Annotated in this window: 17 protein-coding genes; 4 read left to right on the top strand and 13 right to left on the bottom strand. The window is 48.3% G+C overall.

The genetic code is table 11. The features are described 5' to 3' along the window. Positions 1-11 precede the first annotated feature (11 nt). A complete protein-coding gene (locus tag CBX96_RS15650) occupies positions 12-560 on the bottom strand; it encodes a DUF2799 domain-containing protein (protein ID WP_088211744.1) in 549 nt (182 codons plus the stop codon). A gap of 207 nt (positions 561-767) precedes the next feature. Here CBX96_RS15650 and CBX96_RS15645 point away from each other — a divergent pair, with 207 nt between their 5' ends. Both CBX96_RS15645 and CBX96_RS15640 read left to right on the top strand, forming a co-directional pair. Continuing rightward, positions 768-1103 carry a hypothetical protein gene (locus tag CBX96_RS15645; RefSeq protein WP_258294747.1) on the top strand — a complete coding sequence of 112 codons (336 nt, stop codon included), beginning with the start codon at positions 768-770 and terminating at the stop codon, positions 1101-1103. 270 nt (positions 1104-1373) lie between these two features. Beyond that, entirely contained in the window at positions 1374-2231 is an 858-nt protein-coding gene (locus CBX96_RS15640) for a PA4780 family RIO1-like protein kinase (protein ID WP_109287312.1), read from the top strand. Between the two features lie 727 nt (positions 2232-2958). Here the strand turns inward: CBX96_RS15640 and CBX96_RS15635 are convergent. Next, positions 2959-3192: a transposase gene (locus CBX96_RS15635; protein ID WP_011621463.1), complete on the bottom strand. Its 234-nt coding sequence runs from the start codon at positions 3190-3192 to the stop codon at positions 2959-2961. 654 nt (positions 3193-3846) lie between these two features. Here CBX96_RS15635 and CBX96_RS15630 point away from each other — a divergent pair. Both CBX96_RS15630 and CBX96_RS15625 read left to right on the top strand, forming a co-directional pair. Continuing rightward, positions 3847-4539 (top strand): OmpA family protein, encoded by a 693-nt coding sequence (locus CBX96_RS15630; RefSeq protein ID WP_109287311.1) that lies wholly within the window; start codon positions 3847-3849, stop codon positions 4537-4539. 239 nt (positions 4540-4778) lie between these two features. Continuing rightward, positions 4779-5606: a molybdate ABC transporter substrate-binding protein gene (locus CBX96_RS15625; protein ID WP_109287310.1), complete on the top strand. Its 828-nt coding sequence runs from the start codon at positions 4779-4781 to the stop codon at positions 5604-5606. A 76-nt stretch (positions 5607-5682) separates the two neighbouring features. On the opposite strand, the gene mgtE is transcribed toward CBX96_RS15625, so the two are convergent. From mgtE to CBX96_RS15570, 11 genes are all read right to left on the bottom strand, one after another. Further along, a complete protein-coding gene (gene mgtE / locus CBX96_RS15620; protein WP_011627202.1) occupies positions 5683-7047 on the bottom strand; it encodes a magnesium transporter in 1365 nt (454 codons plus the stop codon). A gap of 196 nt (positions 7048-7243) precedes the next feature. Continuing rightward, positions 7244-7519: an HPr family phosphocarrier protein gene (locus CBX96_RS15615; RefSeq protein ID WP_011627201.1), complete on the bottom strand. Its 276-nt coding sequence runs from the start codon at positions 7517-7519 to the stop codon at positions 7244-7246. After that, a complete protein-coding gene (gene rapZ / locus CBX96_RS15610; RefSeq protein ID WP_109287309.1) occupies positions 7506-8360 on the bottom strand; it encodes an RNase adapter RapZ in 855 nt (284 codons plus the stop codon). The genes CBX96_RS15615 and rapZ overlap by 14 nt, the downstream gene beginning before the upstream one ends. Beyond that, entirely contained in the window at positions 8357-8800 is a 444-nt protein-coding gene (ptsN, locus tag CBX96_RS15605; protein WP_011621469.1) for a PTS IIA-like nitrogen regulatory protein PtsN, read from the bottom strand. The genes rapZ and ptsN overlap by 4 nt, the downstream gene beginning before the upstream one ends. 2 nt (positions 8801-8802) lie before the next feature. Beyond that, positions 8803-9090, bottom strand: coding sequence for a ribosome hibernation promoting factor (hpf, locus tag CBX96_RS15600; protein WP_007650503.1), 288 nt, complete (start codon positions 9088-9090; stop codon positions 8803-8805). Between the two features lie 28 nt (positions 9091-9118). After that, the gene (locus CBX96_RS15595; protein ID WP_109287308.1) at positions 9119-10594 is read right to left on the bottom strand and encodes an RNA polymerase factor sigma-54; all 1476 of its coding nucleotides are present in this window, start codon (positions 10592-10594) and stop codon (positions 9119-9121) included. Positions 10595-10698: 104 nt separating this feature from the next. Next, positions 10699-11430: an LPS export ABC transporter ATP-binding protein gene (gene lptB, locus CBX96_RS15590; protein WP_011621471.1), complete on the bottom strand. Its 732-nt coding sequence runs from the start codon at positions 11428-11430 to the stop codon at positions 10699-10701. Further along, a complete protein-coding gene (lptA, locus tag CBX96_RS15585) occupies positions 11427-11978 on the bottom strand; it encodes a lipopolysaccharide transport periplasmic protein LptA (protein ID WP_088211738.1) in 552 nt (183 codons plus the stop codon). The genes lptB and lptA overlap by 4 nt, the downstream gene beginning before the upstream one ends. Then, positions 11965-12525 carry an LPS export ABC transporter periplasmic protein LptC gene (lptC, locus tag CBX96_RS15580; RefSeq protein ID WP_011715847.1) on the bottom strand — a complete coding sequence of 187 codons (561 nt, stop codon included), beginning with the start codon at positions 12523-12525 and terminating at the stop codon, positions 11965-11967. Before lptC ends, lptA begins: the two co-directional genes overlap by 14 nt. Continuing rightward, entirely contained in the window at positions 12522-13073 is a 552-nt protein-coding gene (kdsC, locus tag CBX96_RS15575; RefSeq protein WP_023268678.1) for a 3-deoxy-manno-octulosonate-8-phosphatase KdsC, read from the bottom strand. The genes lptC and kdsC overlap by 4 nt, the downstream gene beginning before the upstream one ends. After that, positions 13073-14050, bottom strand: coding sequence for a KpsF/GutQ family sugar-phosphate isomerase (locus tag CBX96_RS15570; RefSeq protein ID WP_011715849.1), 978 nt, complete (start codon positions 14048-14050; stop codon positions 13073-13075). Before CBX96_RS15570 ends, kdsC begins: the two co-directional genes overlap by 1 nt. Between the last annotated feature and the right edge of the window lie 331 nt (positions 14051-14381).

Raw genomic sequence — 14381 nt, 5'->3', positions numbered from 1 at the left:
GAGGCGAAAGCTTAGAAGCGAAACTCAAAGCGGATATCGCCTTGACGCAATCTGAGCCTTTCGTCGAGGAGATGGTTTTTCTCGTTCAATAGGATGTTCTTCTGCCGCAGCAGATCGGCTTTATCGGTGAGATTGTTCAGCTTGTTGTTGATGCTGCCGATTTCGATATCGATGGCATTTAGGCGGTCGGCAATTTCAGCCAGACGTTTATTCACTAAATATTGCTCGTGTCCTTGGTTATAACGCTCAACAAACTGATTATTGTTACACACGCCGTAGTAACTTTCTCCTGCCAAACCTACGCGGTAGCCATTTTCGGGCAGACAATAGCTGATAAGACCCTGCTGATATCCCTGTTGCCACTGGGCAGCATCCACCTTGAGGTTAAACTCATGACAATCCTGCTGATATTGATTGAGCAGACTCGCGTTGGCGCCTCGATTACCATCGGCTAAGCCCGTGGCGTACCAGTCATTATCTCGGCATTCCTCGAGTGAGAGACTCGTGCATTGGGTGAGGGAGAGGGCGGTAAGAGCCAAAGCAAGGTTAAGATAGCGCATTTAAAAATCAGATCAGTCACAAAAGGGCATCAGCATAAAGCTTAGGGGAGGGGAGAGCCAGTGCTATATTGCGCCCGCAATACGGTTATCTGGCACAGCGCTTTGGCAGGCTTTTCCTATCTGAGTCACAACTCGCGTGATGCAATAATGCTAAGGCATTGAGTTAATGTTAGTTTTAATTTTTAACCCATTGTATTGGATATGCTTATGCAGGTTTTGCCACCTTCATCAGATAGCTCGCTCTTGGGAACAAAACGGTCTGTACCACACAATGAGACGGCTTCTGTGCCAGCAAAAGAGCTGAAGGCGGAACTGAAGAGTAGTACAGGACCTCAAGAGTCGAGCGATAACAAGACTCAGACTGAGGTCGGCGCTCTGCAATCCTTTGCCCATGGCGCGCTTGGTCTGGCTGAGCCGCAGGGGCGTGAATCAGTCCATGAGCCGAAAGCATCGTCCCAAGAGAATGTTCAAGGCTATTACAAAGCCGGACAATTGCTCAAAGCTGCGGCAACGGTTGGCAGTGTGATTGCGCTCTTCGTATAAATCTCAATGGATTTCATAGCCTTGTTGCTTGAGTCAATCGATGCGCTCGTTAAGCCAAGGTACAGGCAATCAGGGTTAATTTTCAGCAGCTTTACTGACGGTAAATCCACTGCGTTTTGCTATTGTGTTCCTGCACGAGGTGCTTTAGTTTTTACTGAAGTCAGGTATCTTTAACTGAATCTTTTTATCTATCCTCTTTATAAGGCTGCTTTTATATGAAGATTTGCCCGGCACATTCCATCTTACGCCTAAGTAAGGTATAAGGTCGGTATGAAAACTCCTAAACGAATCCAACCTCTGGTTGATGAAGGGCTGGTTGACGAAGTCATTAGCCAACTGATGAGCGGTAAAGAGGCTACAGTGTACGTGGTACGCTGTGGTGAGGATATTCGCTGCGCCAAGGTGTATAAAGAAGCAGAGAAACGCAGTTTTAAGCAGGCGGTGGTTTACCAAGAGGGACGTAAAGTCCGTAATAGCCGCCGAGCCAGAGCGATGGAAAAAGGCTCTAAGTTTGGCCGCGAACAAATGGAAGAGGCCTGGCAGAGCGCTGAGGTCGATGCGTTGTTTCGTTTAGCCGATGCGGGCGTTAGAGTACCTACGCCCTTTGGCTGTTTCGATGGCGTATTGTTGATGGAACTCGTCACCGACAGCGAAGGCCATGTTGCGCCCCGTCTTAATGACGTGAGCCTCAGCGCCAAGCAGGCCATGCGTGATCACGCTTTGGTGATGACCTATGTTAAACGTATGCTTTGTGCTGGTTTAGTTCACGGCGACTTATCCGAGTTTAACGTCCTAGTGGATGCTAATGGCCCTGTGATTATCGATTTGCCTCAAGCTGTCGATGCCGCGGCCAACAACCATGCGAAATGGATGCTGGAGCGTGATGTTAACAACATGACGCAATATTACGGTCAGTACGCCCCTGAGCTACTTAAGACCCAATATGCCAAAGAAATGTGGGCGTTATTTGAAGCGGGTGAATTGAAACCTGACACCCAATTAACAGGCAAGTTCACCGAGGTCTTAGTCGATGCCGATGTGAATTCTGTATTGGATGAGATCCAAGCTGCCTACGATGAAGCACAGGAACGTAAGCTGCGACTTCAAGAAGCCAATGAAGATTATTAGTGAAATATTCTTCAATAAAATAGACGCCTTATGAGCGTCTTTTTTATTGGAATTAATTATTTTGGGACTGGTTTTAAAGCCTGTGGCATTGCCGTCCTTGGCATGGGCACTCAGCCCCTTCCTTTCCATTGAACCACTCAATAAAAGGACAAGACCTAAGGGTGAAATATATTGATGGGTCACAGAGCCCTATCGACATATTAATCTTTGGGGGAGACAACTCCCTCGAGCCTTGCCGAAACCTTTGGTGTTGCAAGCAACACAGCCATCCATGGCGCGCTATCCTAGTCTAGCGCTGGATCGTCTTTGATCCGTGAATAAAAGGACAAGACCCAAGAGGGTAATATGTTCGTGACTTGGGGGAGCACAATTCACATATTTGATCTTTGGGGGAGATAGCTCCCTCTAAAGCCTTGTCAAAACCTTTCCTCTTTTGCTATTGCATACCCTTTAAGCATTAAGTTGACAGAGCCGGATAGTAAACTGCACAGTTATTATTGTTATTTGTACGATTTATATCTTAGGTCGTTGGGGAGCGATAATAGATACCCATCCGACCCTGTCTAAACTGTTATTGATCACGCATTCTCTTCATTGGATGACAAGGCCGGACGTAAAAGGGCGCTGTTATTATTGTTTTTAGCACAACTTTCATACCGCGTTAGACCTACAGGGCAATATGCAATGGGGTCCGGCCTTGTCGATAAGGGCACTGGGCGAGGTTACCTCAACCTATAGTGCGTAATTCACTGTTTAGCTGTTTAATACGTTTCTGCAACTGCGCAATTTCAGAGATTAAAGCGCACTCCCTTTGCTGCGGCTGTTGCTCACTTTCTCTTACCCATTGGTAAACCGCTTTAGCCGAAATACCGTACTGTCGTGCGACATCAGAGAGTAATCTGCCTTTGACTTTCACTTCAAAAATAACGTCAGGTTTAAGACTATGATTGGCGATTCCCATGGGTTATCCCTCTTACTCTATGTTCTGTCTGCTTGCTGGTTCTTTCGGTGCTTTCCTTGGTGATTAATGACGCTGTTCTATATCCCACTGGCTATGTCCTAGGTGGCGCAGGGACAACCATTCGTGGCGACAATGACTAATAAGTTTCATCAGATGTTTCATCTCTATTCTCCTCAATCCACTTAGGGATTGTGCTTCGATTACATGCCTCACAACGGGCACTTAGATTAACGTCCATTGATGTCAAACAGCTTACATAAGGTGTTGAGTGAGTGGCTTTGAGCGCCTCTGCTCTTCTACCTATTTATTAGTATGTAAAATCCGTGCCAACATTTATAAATTTATATTTATATTAAAAATCATAAACTTATTAAAATGTTTCAAACGGTGACTTTTTTAAGCCATGTCTGAAACGGTGCAACTTGCACTATTTCAGTGCTTTTACTCTAACTGTTGTATAGATGATCTTAAGATGTTTTTATTTAGTGTTGTTTTCGATTGAATCAGTCATAAACTGAGCAAAGAAGCGATTAAAGATTGTCTCAAAAGAGAATGCTTATATACTGCGATTTTTATGGTGTCCTTTGGCGACTTGCCACGCCCTTTGCCTTTTGGCGGGCAAATACCATCATCAATCATGTTATGAGGTCATAAATGATGAAGCCTTCTCTGATCAAATCACTGCCAGTATCTAAGCTTGCGATTGTTGTGGTGACAGGCGCCTTGATTGCGTCTGGCTGTTCTACAGTCAATCCCTATACCAATGAGCAACAAACGGCAAAAGCAACTACGGGCGCCTTAATTGGTGCGGTTGCTGGCGCGGCTGTTGGGGTTGCGTCCTCAAGCAAGAGCGACCGTGGTAAAGGTGCCTTAATTGGTGCAGCCTCAGGCGCGGCCGTCGGCGGTGGGATTGGTTACTACATGGATGTGCAAGAAACCAAACTGCGTCAACAACTGGCCTCGACAGGCGTGAGTGTGACCCGCGACGGTGACAATATTATTCTCAATATGCCAAACGAAGTGACCTTTGGTGTCGACCAAACTGAGCTGAGTGATGGTGCAAAGCGTGTACTTAACTCAGTGGCGCTGGTGGCCAAGGAATACAGCAAGACTCAACTGAACGTATTAGGTTACACCGATAGCAGCGGCTCAGATTCTTACAACCTACGTTTATCACAAGTCCGCGCCAGCGAAGTGGGCAATTACCTGATGAGCAAAGGTGTGGCTTCTGCTCGCGTTAAATCTAAGGGCATGGGTGAGGCGAGTCCTATCGCATCGAATGCGAATGCCGCGGGGCGTGCGCAAAACCGTCGAGTGGAAATTGTGTTAACCCCAACGGGGCAATAATTTCCATAAAATAAGAGTCGCCTACGGGCGACTTTTTACTCTCTGCATTCGCTGATTCTTTGCATTAGGCAACAATTTGCATTCGGGGACAATTTGTCCATTCACCTAAAAGACTTAAGTGATCTTGGCCACAATCGTCCCGATTTGAATTTATCCAGCAGCGGTAATACTTGATCCGCTAAAGGTTTTGCCGTCTTGTATGCACTAGGACATTTTCCTGTGCAAACGGAGATAACAGCATGACAAAACAGGGTTTAGTGTTAGCAATCAGTTTAGGGGCGACATTGATGGCGGGAATGGTACAAGGCGCGCCAACGAGCACTGAAGCGACAGCCCCTATTGAACTGAGGGCAGCAGGTAGTTTAAAGGCGGCAATGAACGATATTATTGCCGCTTATCAAGCGAAATCCGACGCTAAAGTCGCGGCGCAGTATGCGCCTTCGGGCTTATTACTCAAGCGGATCCAAGAGGGTGAGCGAGTGGATATTTTCGCTTCGGCGAATATGAAACATCCGCAGGCCTTAGTCGATGCGGGAGCGGGTCAACAGGTGCAAATGTTTGCCCGTAACCAGCTCTGTGCCATTGCCCAGGCGGATGTACCACTCACCAGTGCGAACTTATTAGACACCCTGCTCGCGCCGCAAATAAAGCTTGGTACGTCAACGCCAAAAGCCGATCCCGCGGGGGATTATGCTTGGGCCGTGTTTGCGAAAGCCGAGGCCTTAAAAGCCAATGCAAAAACCACATTAGAAACCAAAGCATTGCAGCTAACGGGTGGGCCAGAGAGTGCTAAACCGCCCAAAGATCGTAATCCCTATGCTTGGGTGATGGAAAATAAGCAGGCGGATGTGTTCTTAACCTATTGCACCAATGCGGTGCTGGCACAAAAAGAAGTGCCGAGCCTTAAGATTGTCGATTTACCGCCAGAGTTAGCCGTTGGTGCCGACTATGGCCTATTGGTGTTAAAGGATGCCAATAGTGCGGCCGCGCCTCTGGCCGAGTTTATTTTATCCCCTGAGGGACAAGCGATTTTAACGGGCTATGGCTTTCAGCCGCCTAAAAAATAATGTCTAATGGACTCATTAAAAATGGCGCGAAATAGCGCCATTTTTGTTGCTCGCTTTAGCAAGGCTTGGGCCAGTGCTAGTGCATTAAATATAAAGTCGCTAATCCTAAGAAGGCAAACAGGCCAATGACATCGGTGACTGTGGTGAGCACCATACCGCCCGCTAACGCCGGATCTACTTTCAAGCGTTTTAAGATCAGCGGAATACTGGCGCCAGCCAGTCCTGCGACAGTCATATTGATGAGCATTGCGCCGCCAATCAGGCTGGCAAGTGCCATATCATCTTTCCAAACTAATACCGCGATAAACACCAAAATCGACCACATAAGGCCGTTCAAAAAGCCAATGGCGAGTTCTTTGCCAATCAGCCAGCGGGCATTGCTCTGGCCAATATGGCCCAGGGCAATCCCGCGGATCACTAGTGCTAAGGTTTGATTACCCGCGACCCCGCCCATGCTCGGTACAATCGTCATTAAAATCGCAATAGTGGCGAATTGTTCGATTGTGCCTTCAAACATATTGCTGACAGAGGCCGCCAGCAGGGCGGCAAACAGGTTAATCGTCAGCCAGAGTGAGCGGCGGAAAGTACTCTTTACCACAGGGGCGAAGGTGTCTTCATCATCGTCCATCCCCGCCATCCCCATCATGGAGTGCTCGGCGTCTTCACGGATAACATCCACCACGTCATCGATGGTGATACGCCCGAGTAATTTGCCCTCACTGTCGACCACTGGCGCAGATACCCAGTCATGGCGCTCGAACAGCTGCGCTACTTCGCTGTCGGACATGCCCACGGGAATGCTCTCGATATCGGTATCGATAATGCTGCTGATATGAGTATTGGGATCGCAGGTGAGCAGATCCGCAAGTTTTACCCCGCCGAGTACGCGATCGTGCTTATCCACCACGTATAAGGTGTCAGTGGTGTCGGGCAGATTGCCCCGTTGGCGCAAATAACGCAGTACCACATCGATATTCACATCGGGCCTTAAGGTCACAGTATCTGTGTTCATTAGGCTGCCCGCGGTTTCATCGGGGTAGGAGAGCGCTTGCTCCACCCGCTGGCGGTTTTGCAGGCTCATAGACTGCAATACTTGCTTATAGACGGTATCAGGCAAGCTTCGCAGGATATAAGCGAGATCGTCCGTATCCATACTGGCGGTCGCCTTGGCGACCCGTTCAGGGCTCATGGCGCGGATCAACGGATCTTTTAGCTCTTCACTGAGTTCATCGAGAATATCCCCGAGCTGATCTTGATCGATAAGTTGCCATAGCACTTGCCGCGCTTTAGGGGGCGAGGACTCTAGAATCAATGCGATATCCGACGCCGCCATGTTTTGCAGCATTTGCCTGACATGCACAAACATACCGCTATTGAGGGCATGGCTCAGTTGGTCGAGACGTTGTTCGACTTGTAAACTGTCTGAGGCTTCTACAGGCATGTTTCCTCCAAAGTGGCGACGTGGATGGGGCGTTTGGCTGTTGAGAACTTAAGCCAAAGCGCAGCAGTATATTGTAATTGAGCGCACGGGAGGGCGTCGAGTCACAAATGTGTTTTACTGGTATAAGGTGCTGAAATCAAAACCAAACAAGGTACAGAATAACGGTAGGGAGCATCGAGATGAGATGTCGAGGCAATTAGCAGGCTTCGTCGAACTTAGCGTCGATAAGCGCGCAAATGGCATTGAGCGCGGGCTCCGCATCTGGGCCTTCGGCAATCAGAGTAATGGTTTTACCCATACCCGTTTCCAGCATGAGTAGCCCTAAAACACTGGCGGCAGAGGCCTGTTTTTCACCTTGGATCAGCGTAATGCTGGCATCAAACTCTGAGGCCAACACCACGAGCTTTGTCGCGGCGCGGGCATGTAAGCCGAGTTTATTGCAGATGGTGACTTGGCGCTCAAGCTTTGGCATGGTTTAACTCTCGGTGACGGGCATTCACTTTGTGTTTGCCGTTGCTAAAGCGTTTAGCCAGTTGTTCGGCCACGTAAACTGATCTGTGTTGGCCGCCAGTACAGCCGATGGCGATGGTCAGATAGCTGCGGTTATTACGCTCTAAGTGGGGCAACCAAGTCTCGAGTAAATTCTCAATTTGCCAGATGAACTTGTTAACCAGCGGCTGGCGATTTAAAAACTCGGTAACGGGTTCATCTAAGCCGGTGAGAGGGCGCAGCTCGGGTTCCCAATGGGGATTGGGTAAAAAGCGCACATCAAACATAAAGTCGGCTTCGGTTGGCATACCATGCTTAAAACCGAAGGACTCGAAGTTGATCACCAGTTCCTTATCGACACTGCCAAGCAGGATTTGCCGTACTTGGTCGCTGAGTTCATAGATATTCAGATTTGAGGTATCTATGTAGTGATCCATCTGCTGTGACAGGGGCTCGAGCAATTTGCCTTCAAGTTTGATGGCTTCTTGCAGTGATACTCGGCTCTTAGATAAGGGATGTAAGCGCCGAGTCTCGCTGTAGCGCTTTAGCAGTACTTTATCGCTGGAATTTAAGAAGAAGCTGGTAAGTTCAGTGCCCTCTGGCAGGCTTGCGAGCTGTTTGACGAGTACCTTGTCTTGCTCCGGCAGGTTACGCACGTCAACGCTGATGGCGACGAGATCGTTACTGCCCTTGAGCTGTTCGAGTAAGCTGCCAATCAGCGGCAACGGAAGATTATCGACACAATAATAGCCGAGATCTTCAAGCACTCTTAGTGCGACCGATTTGCCTGAGCCTGAGCGCCCTGACACTATGACCAGTTTCATCCAGTGATTACCTGATAGAGTTCCGTTTCATCATGCGTCTTGCGCAATTGCTTCAATATTTGTTTGTCGCTGAGCTTTTCAGCCATGCAGGACAAAGTGCTTAAGTGCTGTTGACATTGGTCAGCAGGCACCAGCAGCGCAAATAAAATGTCGACAGGTTGTTTATCGATAGCATCAAAGGCTATCGGCTCCTCACATTTCACCAATATGGCTATGGGTTGTGTTATATCGGTTAATCGACCATGTGGAATGGCGATGCCGTTACCTATACCTGTGCTCCCCATCTTTTCGCGCGCCACTAGGCTTTCGAAGATCTCTTGAGATGAGAGGGTGGGGTACTGGGCAGCGGCTAAGTCGCTGATAAGTTCCAGTACCTTTTTCTTACTGCCCGGAGTGGCGCAGGTCGTGCATTCCGGCCGCAGTATGGTACGAAGTTCCATTGCTAGTGTTTTGTTAACTTCTCTTTGTGTTTAATAACCTGACGATCAAGCTTGTCGATCAGGACGTCTATGGCAGCATACATATCTGCATGCTCTGAAGTCGCGAAGACTTCACCACCGGTGAGGTTGATTCTCGCTTCGGCAATTTGTTGCATTTTCTCAACATTGAGCACAACGTGCACATTATTGATCTGTTCGAAATGACGTTCAAGTTTTGAAAACTTTTCCTCAACATAAGCCCGTAACGATTCAGTAATCTCGATATGGTGTCCACTCAGGTTTATTTGCATATAAACGTCCTCCGATTTCCACTTTAGGCTATAAACTTTTACGCTGATTGGAAGGGGGAATAAGCATCGCTTCTCGGTACTTCGCAATGGTTCTGCGCGCAACGTTAATTCCCTGTTCTGCCAGAAGCTGTGCCATCTTGCTGTCGCTTAATGGTTTTTTCTGGTTTTCCGCTGCAACCAGTTTCTTAATGAAGGCTCTGATTGCCGTGGATGAGCACTCACCGCCATCATCAGTCCCGACGTGGCTTGAGAAGAAATATTTTAGTTCAAAAAGTCCCTTTGGGGTATGCATGTATTTTTGTGTGGTCACCCGTGAAATGGTGGACTCATGCATCTCTACCGCCTCGGCGATATCGTTCAGGACCATAGGTTTCATGGCTTCTTCACCGTATTCGAAGAAACCCTGTTGATATTGCACTATGCAGTTTGCCACCTTGAGCAGTGTTTCGTTACGGCTTTCAAGGCTTTTGATAAACCACTTGGCTTCTTGCAGATGCCCGCGGATAAATTGGCTATCGGCTTGGCTTTTAGTGCTGCGCGCCATGGCTGCATATTGCTGATTAACATTGATTTTTGGCATGCAATCTGGATTTAACTCGACCACCCAGCGACCGTTTTTCTTCGACACCGATACATCGGGGATGACATATTCTTCATCAACAGGGGTGATGAGCAAACCTGGGCGAGGGTTTAAGGTTTGGATCAGCGCTATGCTGTCCCTTAACTCGTCCTCTTTAAGTTTGGTCTTACGCATCAACAACCTAAAGTCGCGGGTAGCGATCAGATCTAAATGATCTTTGATCAACATTCGGGCGTTTTCGAGGTGTGGGGTATCCGGCGAAAAATGGGAGAGTTGGATAAGCAGACATTCGCTTAAATCCCTTGCGGCGACACCAACGGGATCGAAGTGTTGAATTCGCTTGAGTACGGCTTCGACTTCATCCAGTTCTATCTCAGGATTGCCCATGGCTTCGAGGATATCTTCAGTACTTTGAGTGAGATAACCTTGATCGTCGATGGCATCAATAATCGCGGTGGCAATGGCTAAATCGGTTTCAGAGAAGGGCGTGAGGTTTTTCTGCCATTCTAAATGTTCGTACAGGCCTTCACTAGTTTCCCCTTGGAAGGGCATGTCATCTTCACGGCTGGCACCAGAACCTGAGTTTGGCGAGGCGGTAAAGACTTCATCCCAAGTGGTGTCCATGGGCAGTTCTTCGGGCAGGGATTCTTTGGTCAACGACTCGGCAATGTCCACGGTGGAATTGTCTTGTTCCTGTGGCTGGGCCGTCGTTTCGCTAAAGTCGGTATCGGCGATATCTTGCTTACGTTCGGTAGGCGCGTCGAATTGCTCCTCTTCCAGCTCGAGAAGAGGATTAGAGTCTAAGGCTTGCTGGATCTCTTGCTGCAGTTCCAATGACGACAATTGCAACAGACGAATGGCCTGTTGGAGTTGTGGCGTCATGGTTAACTGTTGACCCAGTTTGAGCTGGAGTGACGCTTTCATGTTACCGCTGATCCCTACGTTATTATTTTGAATTTAGGCCGCTTGTATCATATTGATGGCGCTTATAAGCCAAAATTCAAGGCTAATTGGCTCTGTTTAAGTAACTATAGCCTGAATTGTTCACCTAAGTACACAGCCCTAACTTGCTGATTGTCTAAGATCTCTGCGGGAGTTCCTTCGGCAATCAGGTTTCCGTGACTGACAATGTAGGCATGTTCACAGACGTCTAAGGTCTCGCGCACATTGTGGTCTGTGATCAGTACCCCAAGGCCTCGGCTCTTGAGTTGTTCGATGATTTTCTTGATATCGATAACCGAAATCGGGTCGACACCGGCGAAGGGTTCATCGAGCAGAATAAACTTAGGATTGGCCGCTAAAGCGCGGGCAATTTCGACACGGCGACGTTCACCGCCCGATAACGACATGCCTTGGCTATCGCGAATATGGGTGATATGGAACTCTTCGAGCAGATGTTCCAGCTCTTCTTCGCGTTGATCGCGATTGAGCTCTTTACGGGTTTGCAGTACCGCCATGATATTGTCGTGCACGGTCAGCTTGCGAAAGATACTGGCTTCCTGTGGCAGGTAACCAATGCCTTTACGGGCGCGCAGGTGCATGGGATCGGCGGTTAAATCATCATCGTCGATAAAGATATGGCCTTTATCGCTTTTGACTAAGCCCACGACCATGTAAAAGGTGGTGGTTTTACCTGCGCCGTTTGGGCCGAGTAAGCCGACGACTTGACCCGTTTTCACCGTCAGGCTGACATCTTTCACAACCTGACGACTCTTATAACTCTTAGCGAGATTCTGTGCTTTTAAGGTGATTTGGGTCATTTAGAGTCCTGTTTTTTCACAGGTTTGTCCGCGGGCTGGTTCTTGATCTCTTCCTGATAGTTATCAGGTTGAATAATGGTAATCACGCGATCATCACCGCTACCCGTACTCTCAGCGATCAATTTTTGCTGAATAATATCGTAACGGATGAGGTTACCCGTCACTTGGCTACCCGCTTGGTCTAGGCTCGCTGAGCCCGTCAAAGTTAGGGTGCGGGTCGCCATTTCGTAGCGAATTTCTTTCGCGCTCGCTGAAGCTGGGCGTCCATCGTCGAGGATCTGGCTATACGTCGCAGGATTACCGGTTGCCACTAAAATCTTGCTGTTTTCCCCTTCGGCAGAAAATGCACGTAGTTGATCTGCATGGATTTTGATCGATCCTTGGGTGACTTCAACCGGACCGAAGAAAATGATCTGGTTGTTTTTAATGTCCGCAGTTTGGCTAACGGCTTTAATTTTCACTTCTTGCTGTAAGTCACCAACCTTGGCGAAGGCGCTCATGCTGGTGATTAGCATTAGGCCGGCAAGTAATATGTTATTTTGCTTCATAGGTTCCTACTACCTGACTGGTCAATTGCACTTCCTGCGCGTTAAGGTCGGCATAAAGGCCTTGCCCTTGAATATTAAAATCTTTCCCTGTGACGTAAATGATGCGGTCAGAGGTCATTATCATAGTGTTGAGATCGAGTTCTAAAAAACTGGTGGACAATGTCTGTATGGGTTCACCAGGGCTGATGGCATCGATAATAACATTATTTTCTAATACAACCTTGCCGGTATCTTTGTTGAGTCGACCTTGATCGGCTCGGATCTGCCATTTTGCTTTACCTTGGTCGGGATAGACAAGATAAACGGGCTCAGTAAAGTCGGTTTGGTTTTTCAGCTCATAGTGTTCCATGTGCTTTGCCGTGACGCGACTGTTAACTTGCCCTTGCTCATTAAACTCAATGCTGCGCAGATCTTCGATAATGTAATCGGGTCTGTCACTGACGTTCAAGCTGTCATCCGTATCGCCACCGCGTTTTTGCTGCACTTGCCAATATAGCACCAGCGCAGTACCAAAAAAGGCGATAATGGCGAGGGTCACACGACTCATATGCTCATCCCATGGGCGGAAGTGAACTTATTTTGGCTCAGTAAGAGCAGATCCGTGAGTTCCCTGAGTGCGCCATGTCCACCATTTAAGTGGGTCACAAAATGGGCATGTTGGCGGACATAGGGATGACCATCGGCAACACAGACGGCCAAGCCGACCACATTCATCACTGGCAAGTCGACAATATCATCACCAATATAGGCGACTTCTTCTGGGGTGACATTGTAGAGCGACAGCAGTTCTTCATAGGGAACGAATTTATTATCCACGCCCTGATAAATATGCGTTACACCCAGAGCCGTCATGCGGTTTTCGACAATTTTAGACTGACGGCCAGTGATGACCGCCAGATTAAAACCACTGGTCAATAATGAGCGCACGCCATAACCATCGCGGGTGTGGAAGGCTTTGAGTTCTTCTCCTGAGTTGCTCAAATAAATGCGGCCGTCGGAAAACACCCCGTCCACATCGCAGATCAGCAGTTTAATTTTTTGCGCCCTTTGCCAAACATCGTCGCTGATGGGGCCATAAAAACCTTGCTGTGGCATTAAATCACTCCCGCTTTAACCATATCGAGCATATTGAGGGCTCCGACAGGATGATGTTCTTTATCTATCACTATCAGGCCGTTGATATTTTTGGAATCCATTACTTGCAGCGCCTGCGCCGCTAAAACGTTTTCTGTAATTGTGACACAGTTTCGCGTCATCACATCGGCAATCGGCGTGGTGCGTAGGTTGACTTGGGCATCGATAACGCGGCGCAGGTCGCCGTCGGTAAAAATACCCACGAGTTTGTTTTGCTCATCGATAACCGCGGTCATGCCAAGGCCTTTCTTGGAGATCTCATACAGGGCATCGGTGATGCAGATATCGTGTTTAACCAGTGGTAAATCATCGCCGCTGTGCATCACGTTGCTGACTTTAAGCAGCAGCTTACGACCTAAGGCTCCGCCCGGATGGGACATGGCGAAATCTTCCCGGGTAAAGCCTTTGGCTTGCAGCAGCGCAATGGCAATGGCATCGCCCATGACTAAGGTTGCCGTGGTGCTTGAGGTTGGCGCAAGCCCAAGCGGGCAGGCTTCCTCTGGCACCTCAATACATAAATGAATTTTAGATAGACGCGCCATGGTGGATTCTGGCTTGCCAGTCATGGCAATCACAGGGATGGCTTTACGCTGGATAACTGGCATCAGCGCGAGGATTTCGCTCGACTCGCCCGAGTTTGAAATCGCAAGAATCACATCATTGTCAGAGAGCACGCCTAGATCACCATGGCTGGCTTCGCCTGGATGGACAAAAAACGCTGGGGTGCCTGTGCTGGCGAGGGTGGCCGAGATTTTATTGCCAATGTGGCCTGATTTCCCCATCCCCATCACGATCACTTTGCCGGTGCAGTTGAGAATTAACTCGCAGGCTTGGGCAAATTCAACGGAATCGACATATTGATAAAGATTGTCGAGGGCCGATTTTTCAATATCGATGACTTTACAGCCCCACTGGCGCAATTGTGATTGGTCTACCATGTCTATCTCTCTTCTTGCATTGTCTTTGTCGCCCCGTTCTGGGATTGGAATAGCACAATTTGGTACGCGATAAAGATGATAAAATTAACGGCTTCGTTCTTGAGTAGCGTCTTATTATTCAGTCTCAGCCCATGAGGGTTGAGGCAATAGGGCAGGATAACTTGTTCAGCGATTGAATGCTTTGAGCAATATCATCGTCTTAGTCGTTTTCCACCACCATTTTGGTTGCTATGGTAAGCATGATAACGACTTTGGCATTCAATACGGTTTTTGAGTTAAGTTGTCTTGCCTAGTTCAGTGTTATTTCGCTTATTTTATTAGCCTTGGCTAA

It is taken from the genome of Shewanella sp. BC20, assembly GCF_003129585.1.
Classification (GTDB): domain Bacteria; phylum Pseudomonadota; class Gammaproteobacteria; order Enterobacterales; family Shewanellaceae; genus Shewanella; species Shewanella seohaensis.
The sequence above is the reverse complement of the archived record's forward strand: the minus strand, read 5'-3'. Positions and strand labels throughout refer to the sequence as shown.

Excerpts from the sequence above, each read along its gene's own strand:
- CBX96_RS15650 (WP_088211744.1), bottom strand. The coding sequence starts at position 560 with ATGCGCTATCTTAACCTTGCTTTGGCTCTTACCGCCCTCTCCCTCACC.
- CBX96_RS15645 (WP_258294747.1), top strand. The coding sequence starts at position 768 with ATGCAGGTTTTGCCACCTTCATCAGATAGCTCGCTCTTGGGAACAAAA.
- CBX96_RS15640 (WP_109287312.1), top strand. The coding sequence starts at position 1,374 with ATGAAAACTCCTAAACGAATCCAACCTCTGGTTGATGAAGGGCTGGTT.
- CBX96_RS15635 (WP_011621463.1), bottom strand. The coding sequence starts at position 3,192 with ATGGGAATCGCCAATCATAGTCTTAAACCTGACGTTATTTTTGAAGTG.
- CBX96_RS15630 (WP_109287311.1), top strand. The coding sequence starts at position 3,847 with ATGATGAAGCCTTCTCTGATCAAATCACTGCCAGTATCTAAGCTTGCG.
- CBX96_RS15625 (WP_109287310.1), top strand. The coding sequence starts at position 4,779 with ATGACAAAACAGGGTTTAGTGTTAGCAATCAGTTTAGGGGCGACATTG.
- mgtE (WP_011627202.1), bottom strand. The coding sequence starts at position 7,047 with ATGCCTGTAGAAGCCTCAGACAGTTTACAAGTCGAACAACGTCTCGAC.
- CBX96_RS15615 (WP_011627201.1), bottom strand. The coding sequence starts at position 7,519 with ATGCCAAAGCTTGAGCGCCAAGTCACCATCTGCAATAAACTCGGCTTA.
- rapZ (WP_109287309.1), bottom strand. The coding sequence starts at position 8,360 with ATGAAACTGGTCATAGTGTCAGGGCGCTCAGGCTCAGGCAAATCGGTC.
- ptsN (WP_011621469.1), bottom strand. The coding sequence starts at position 8,800 with ATGGAACTTCGTACCATACTGCGGCCGGAATGCACGACCTGCGCCACT.
- hpf (WP_007650503.1), bottom strand. The coding sequence starts at position 9,090 with ATGCAAATAAACCTGAGTGGACACCATATCGAGATTACTGAATCGTTA.
- CBX96_RS15595 (WP_109287308.1), bottom strand. The coding sequence starts at position 10,594 with ATGAAAGCGTCACTCCAGCTCAAACTGGGTCAACAGTTAACCATGACG.
- lptB (WP_011621471.1), bottom strand. The coding sequence starts at position 11,430 with ATGACCCAAATCACCTTAAAAGCACAGAATCTCGCTAAGAGTTATAAG.
- lptA (WP_088211738.1), bottom strand. The coding sequence starts at position 11,978 with ATGAAGCAAAATAACATATTACTTGCCGGCCTAATGCTAATCACCAGC.
- lptC (WP_011715847.1), bottom strand. The coding sequence starts at position 12,525 with ATGAGTCGTGTGACCCTCGCCATTATCGCCTTTTTTGGTACTGCGCTG.
- kdsC (WP_023268678.1), bottom strand. The coding sequence starts at position 13,073 with ATGCCACAGCAAGGTTTTTATGGCCCCATCAGCGACGATGTTTGGCAA.
- CBX96_RS15570 (WP_011715849.1), bottom strand. The coding sequence starts at position 14,050 with ATGGTAGACCAATCACAATTGCGCCAGTGGGGCTGTAAAGTCATCGAT.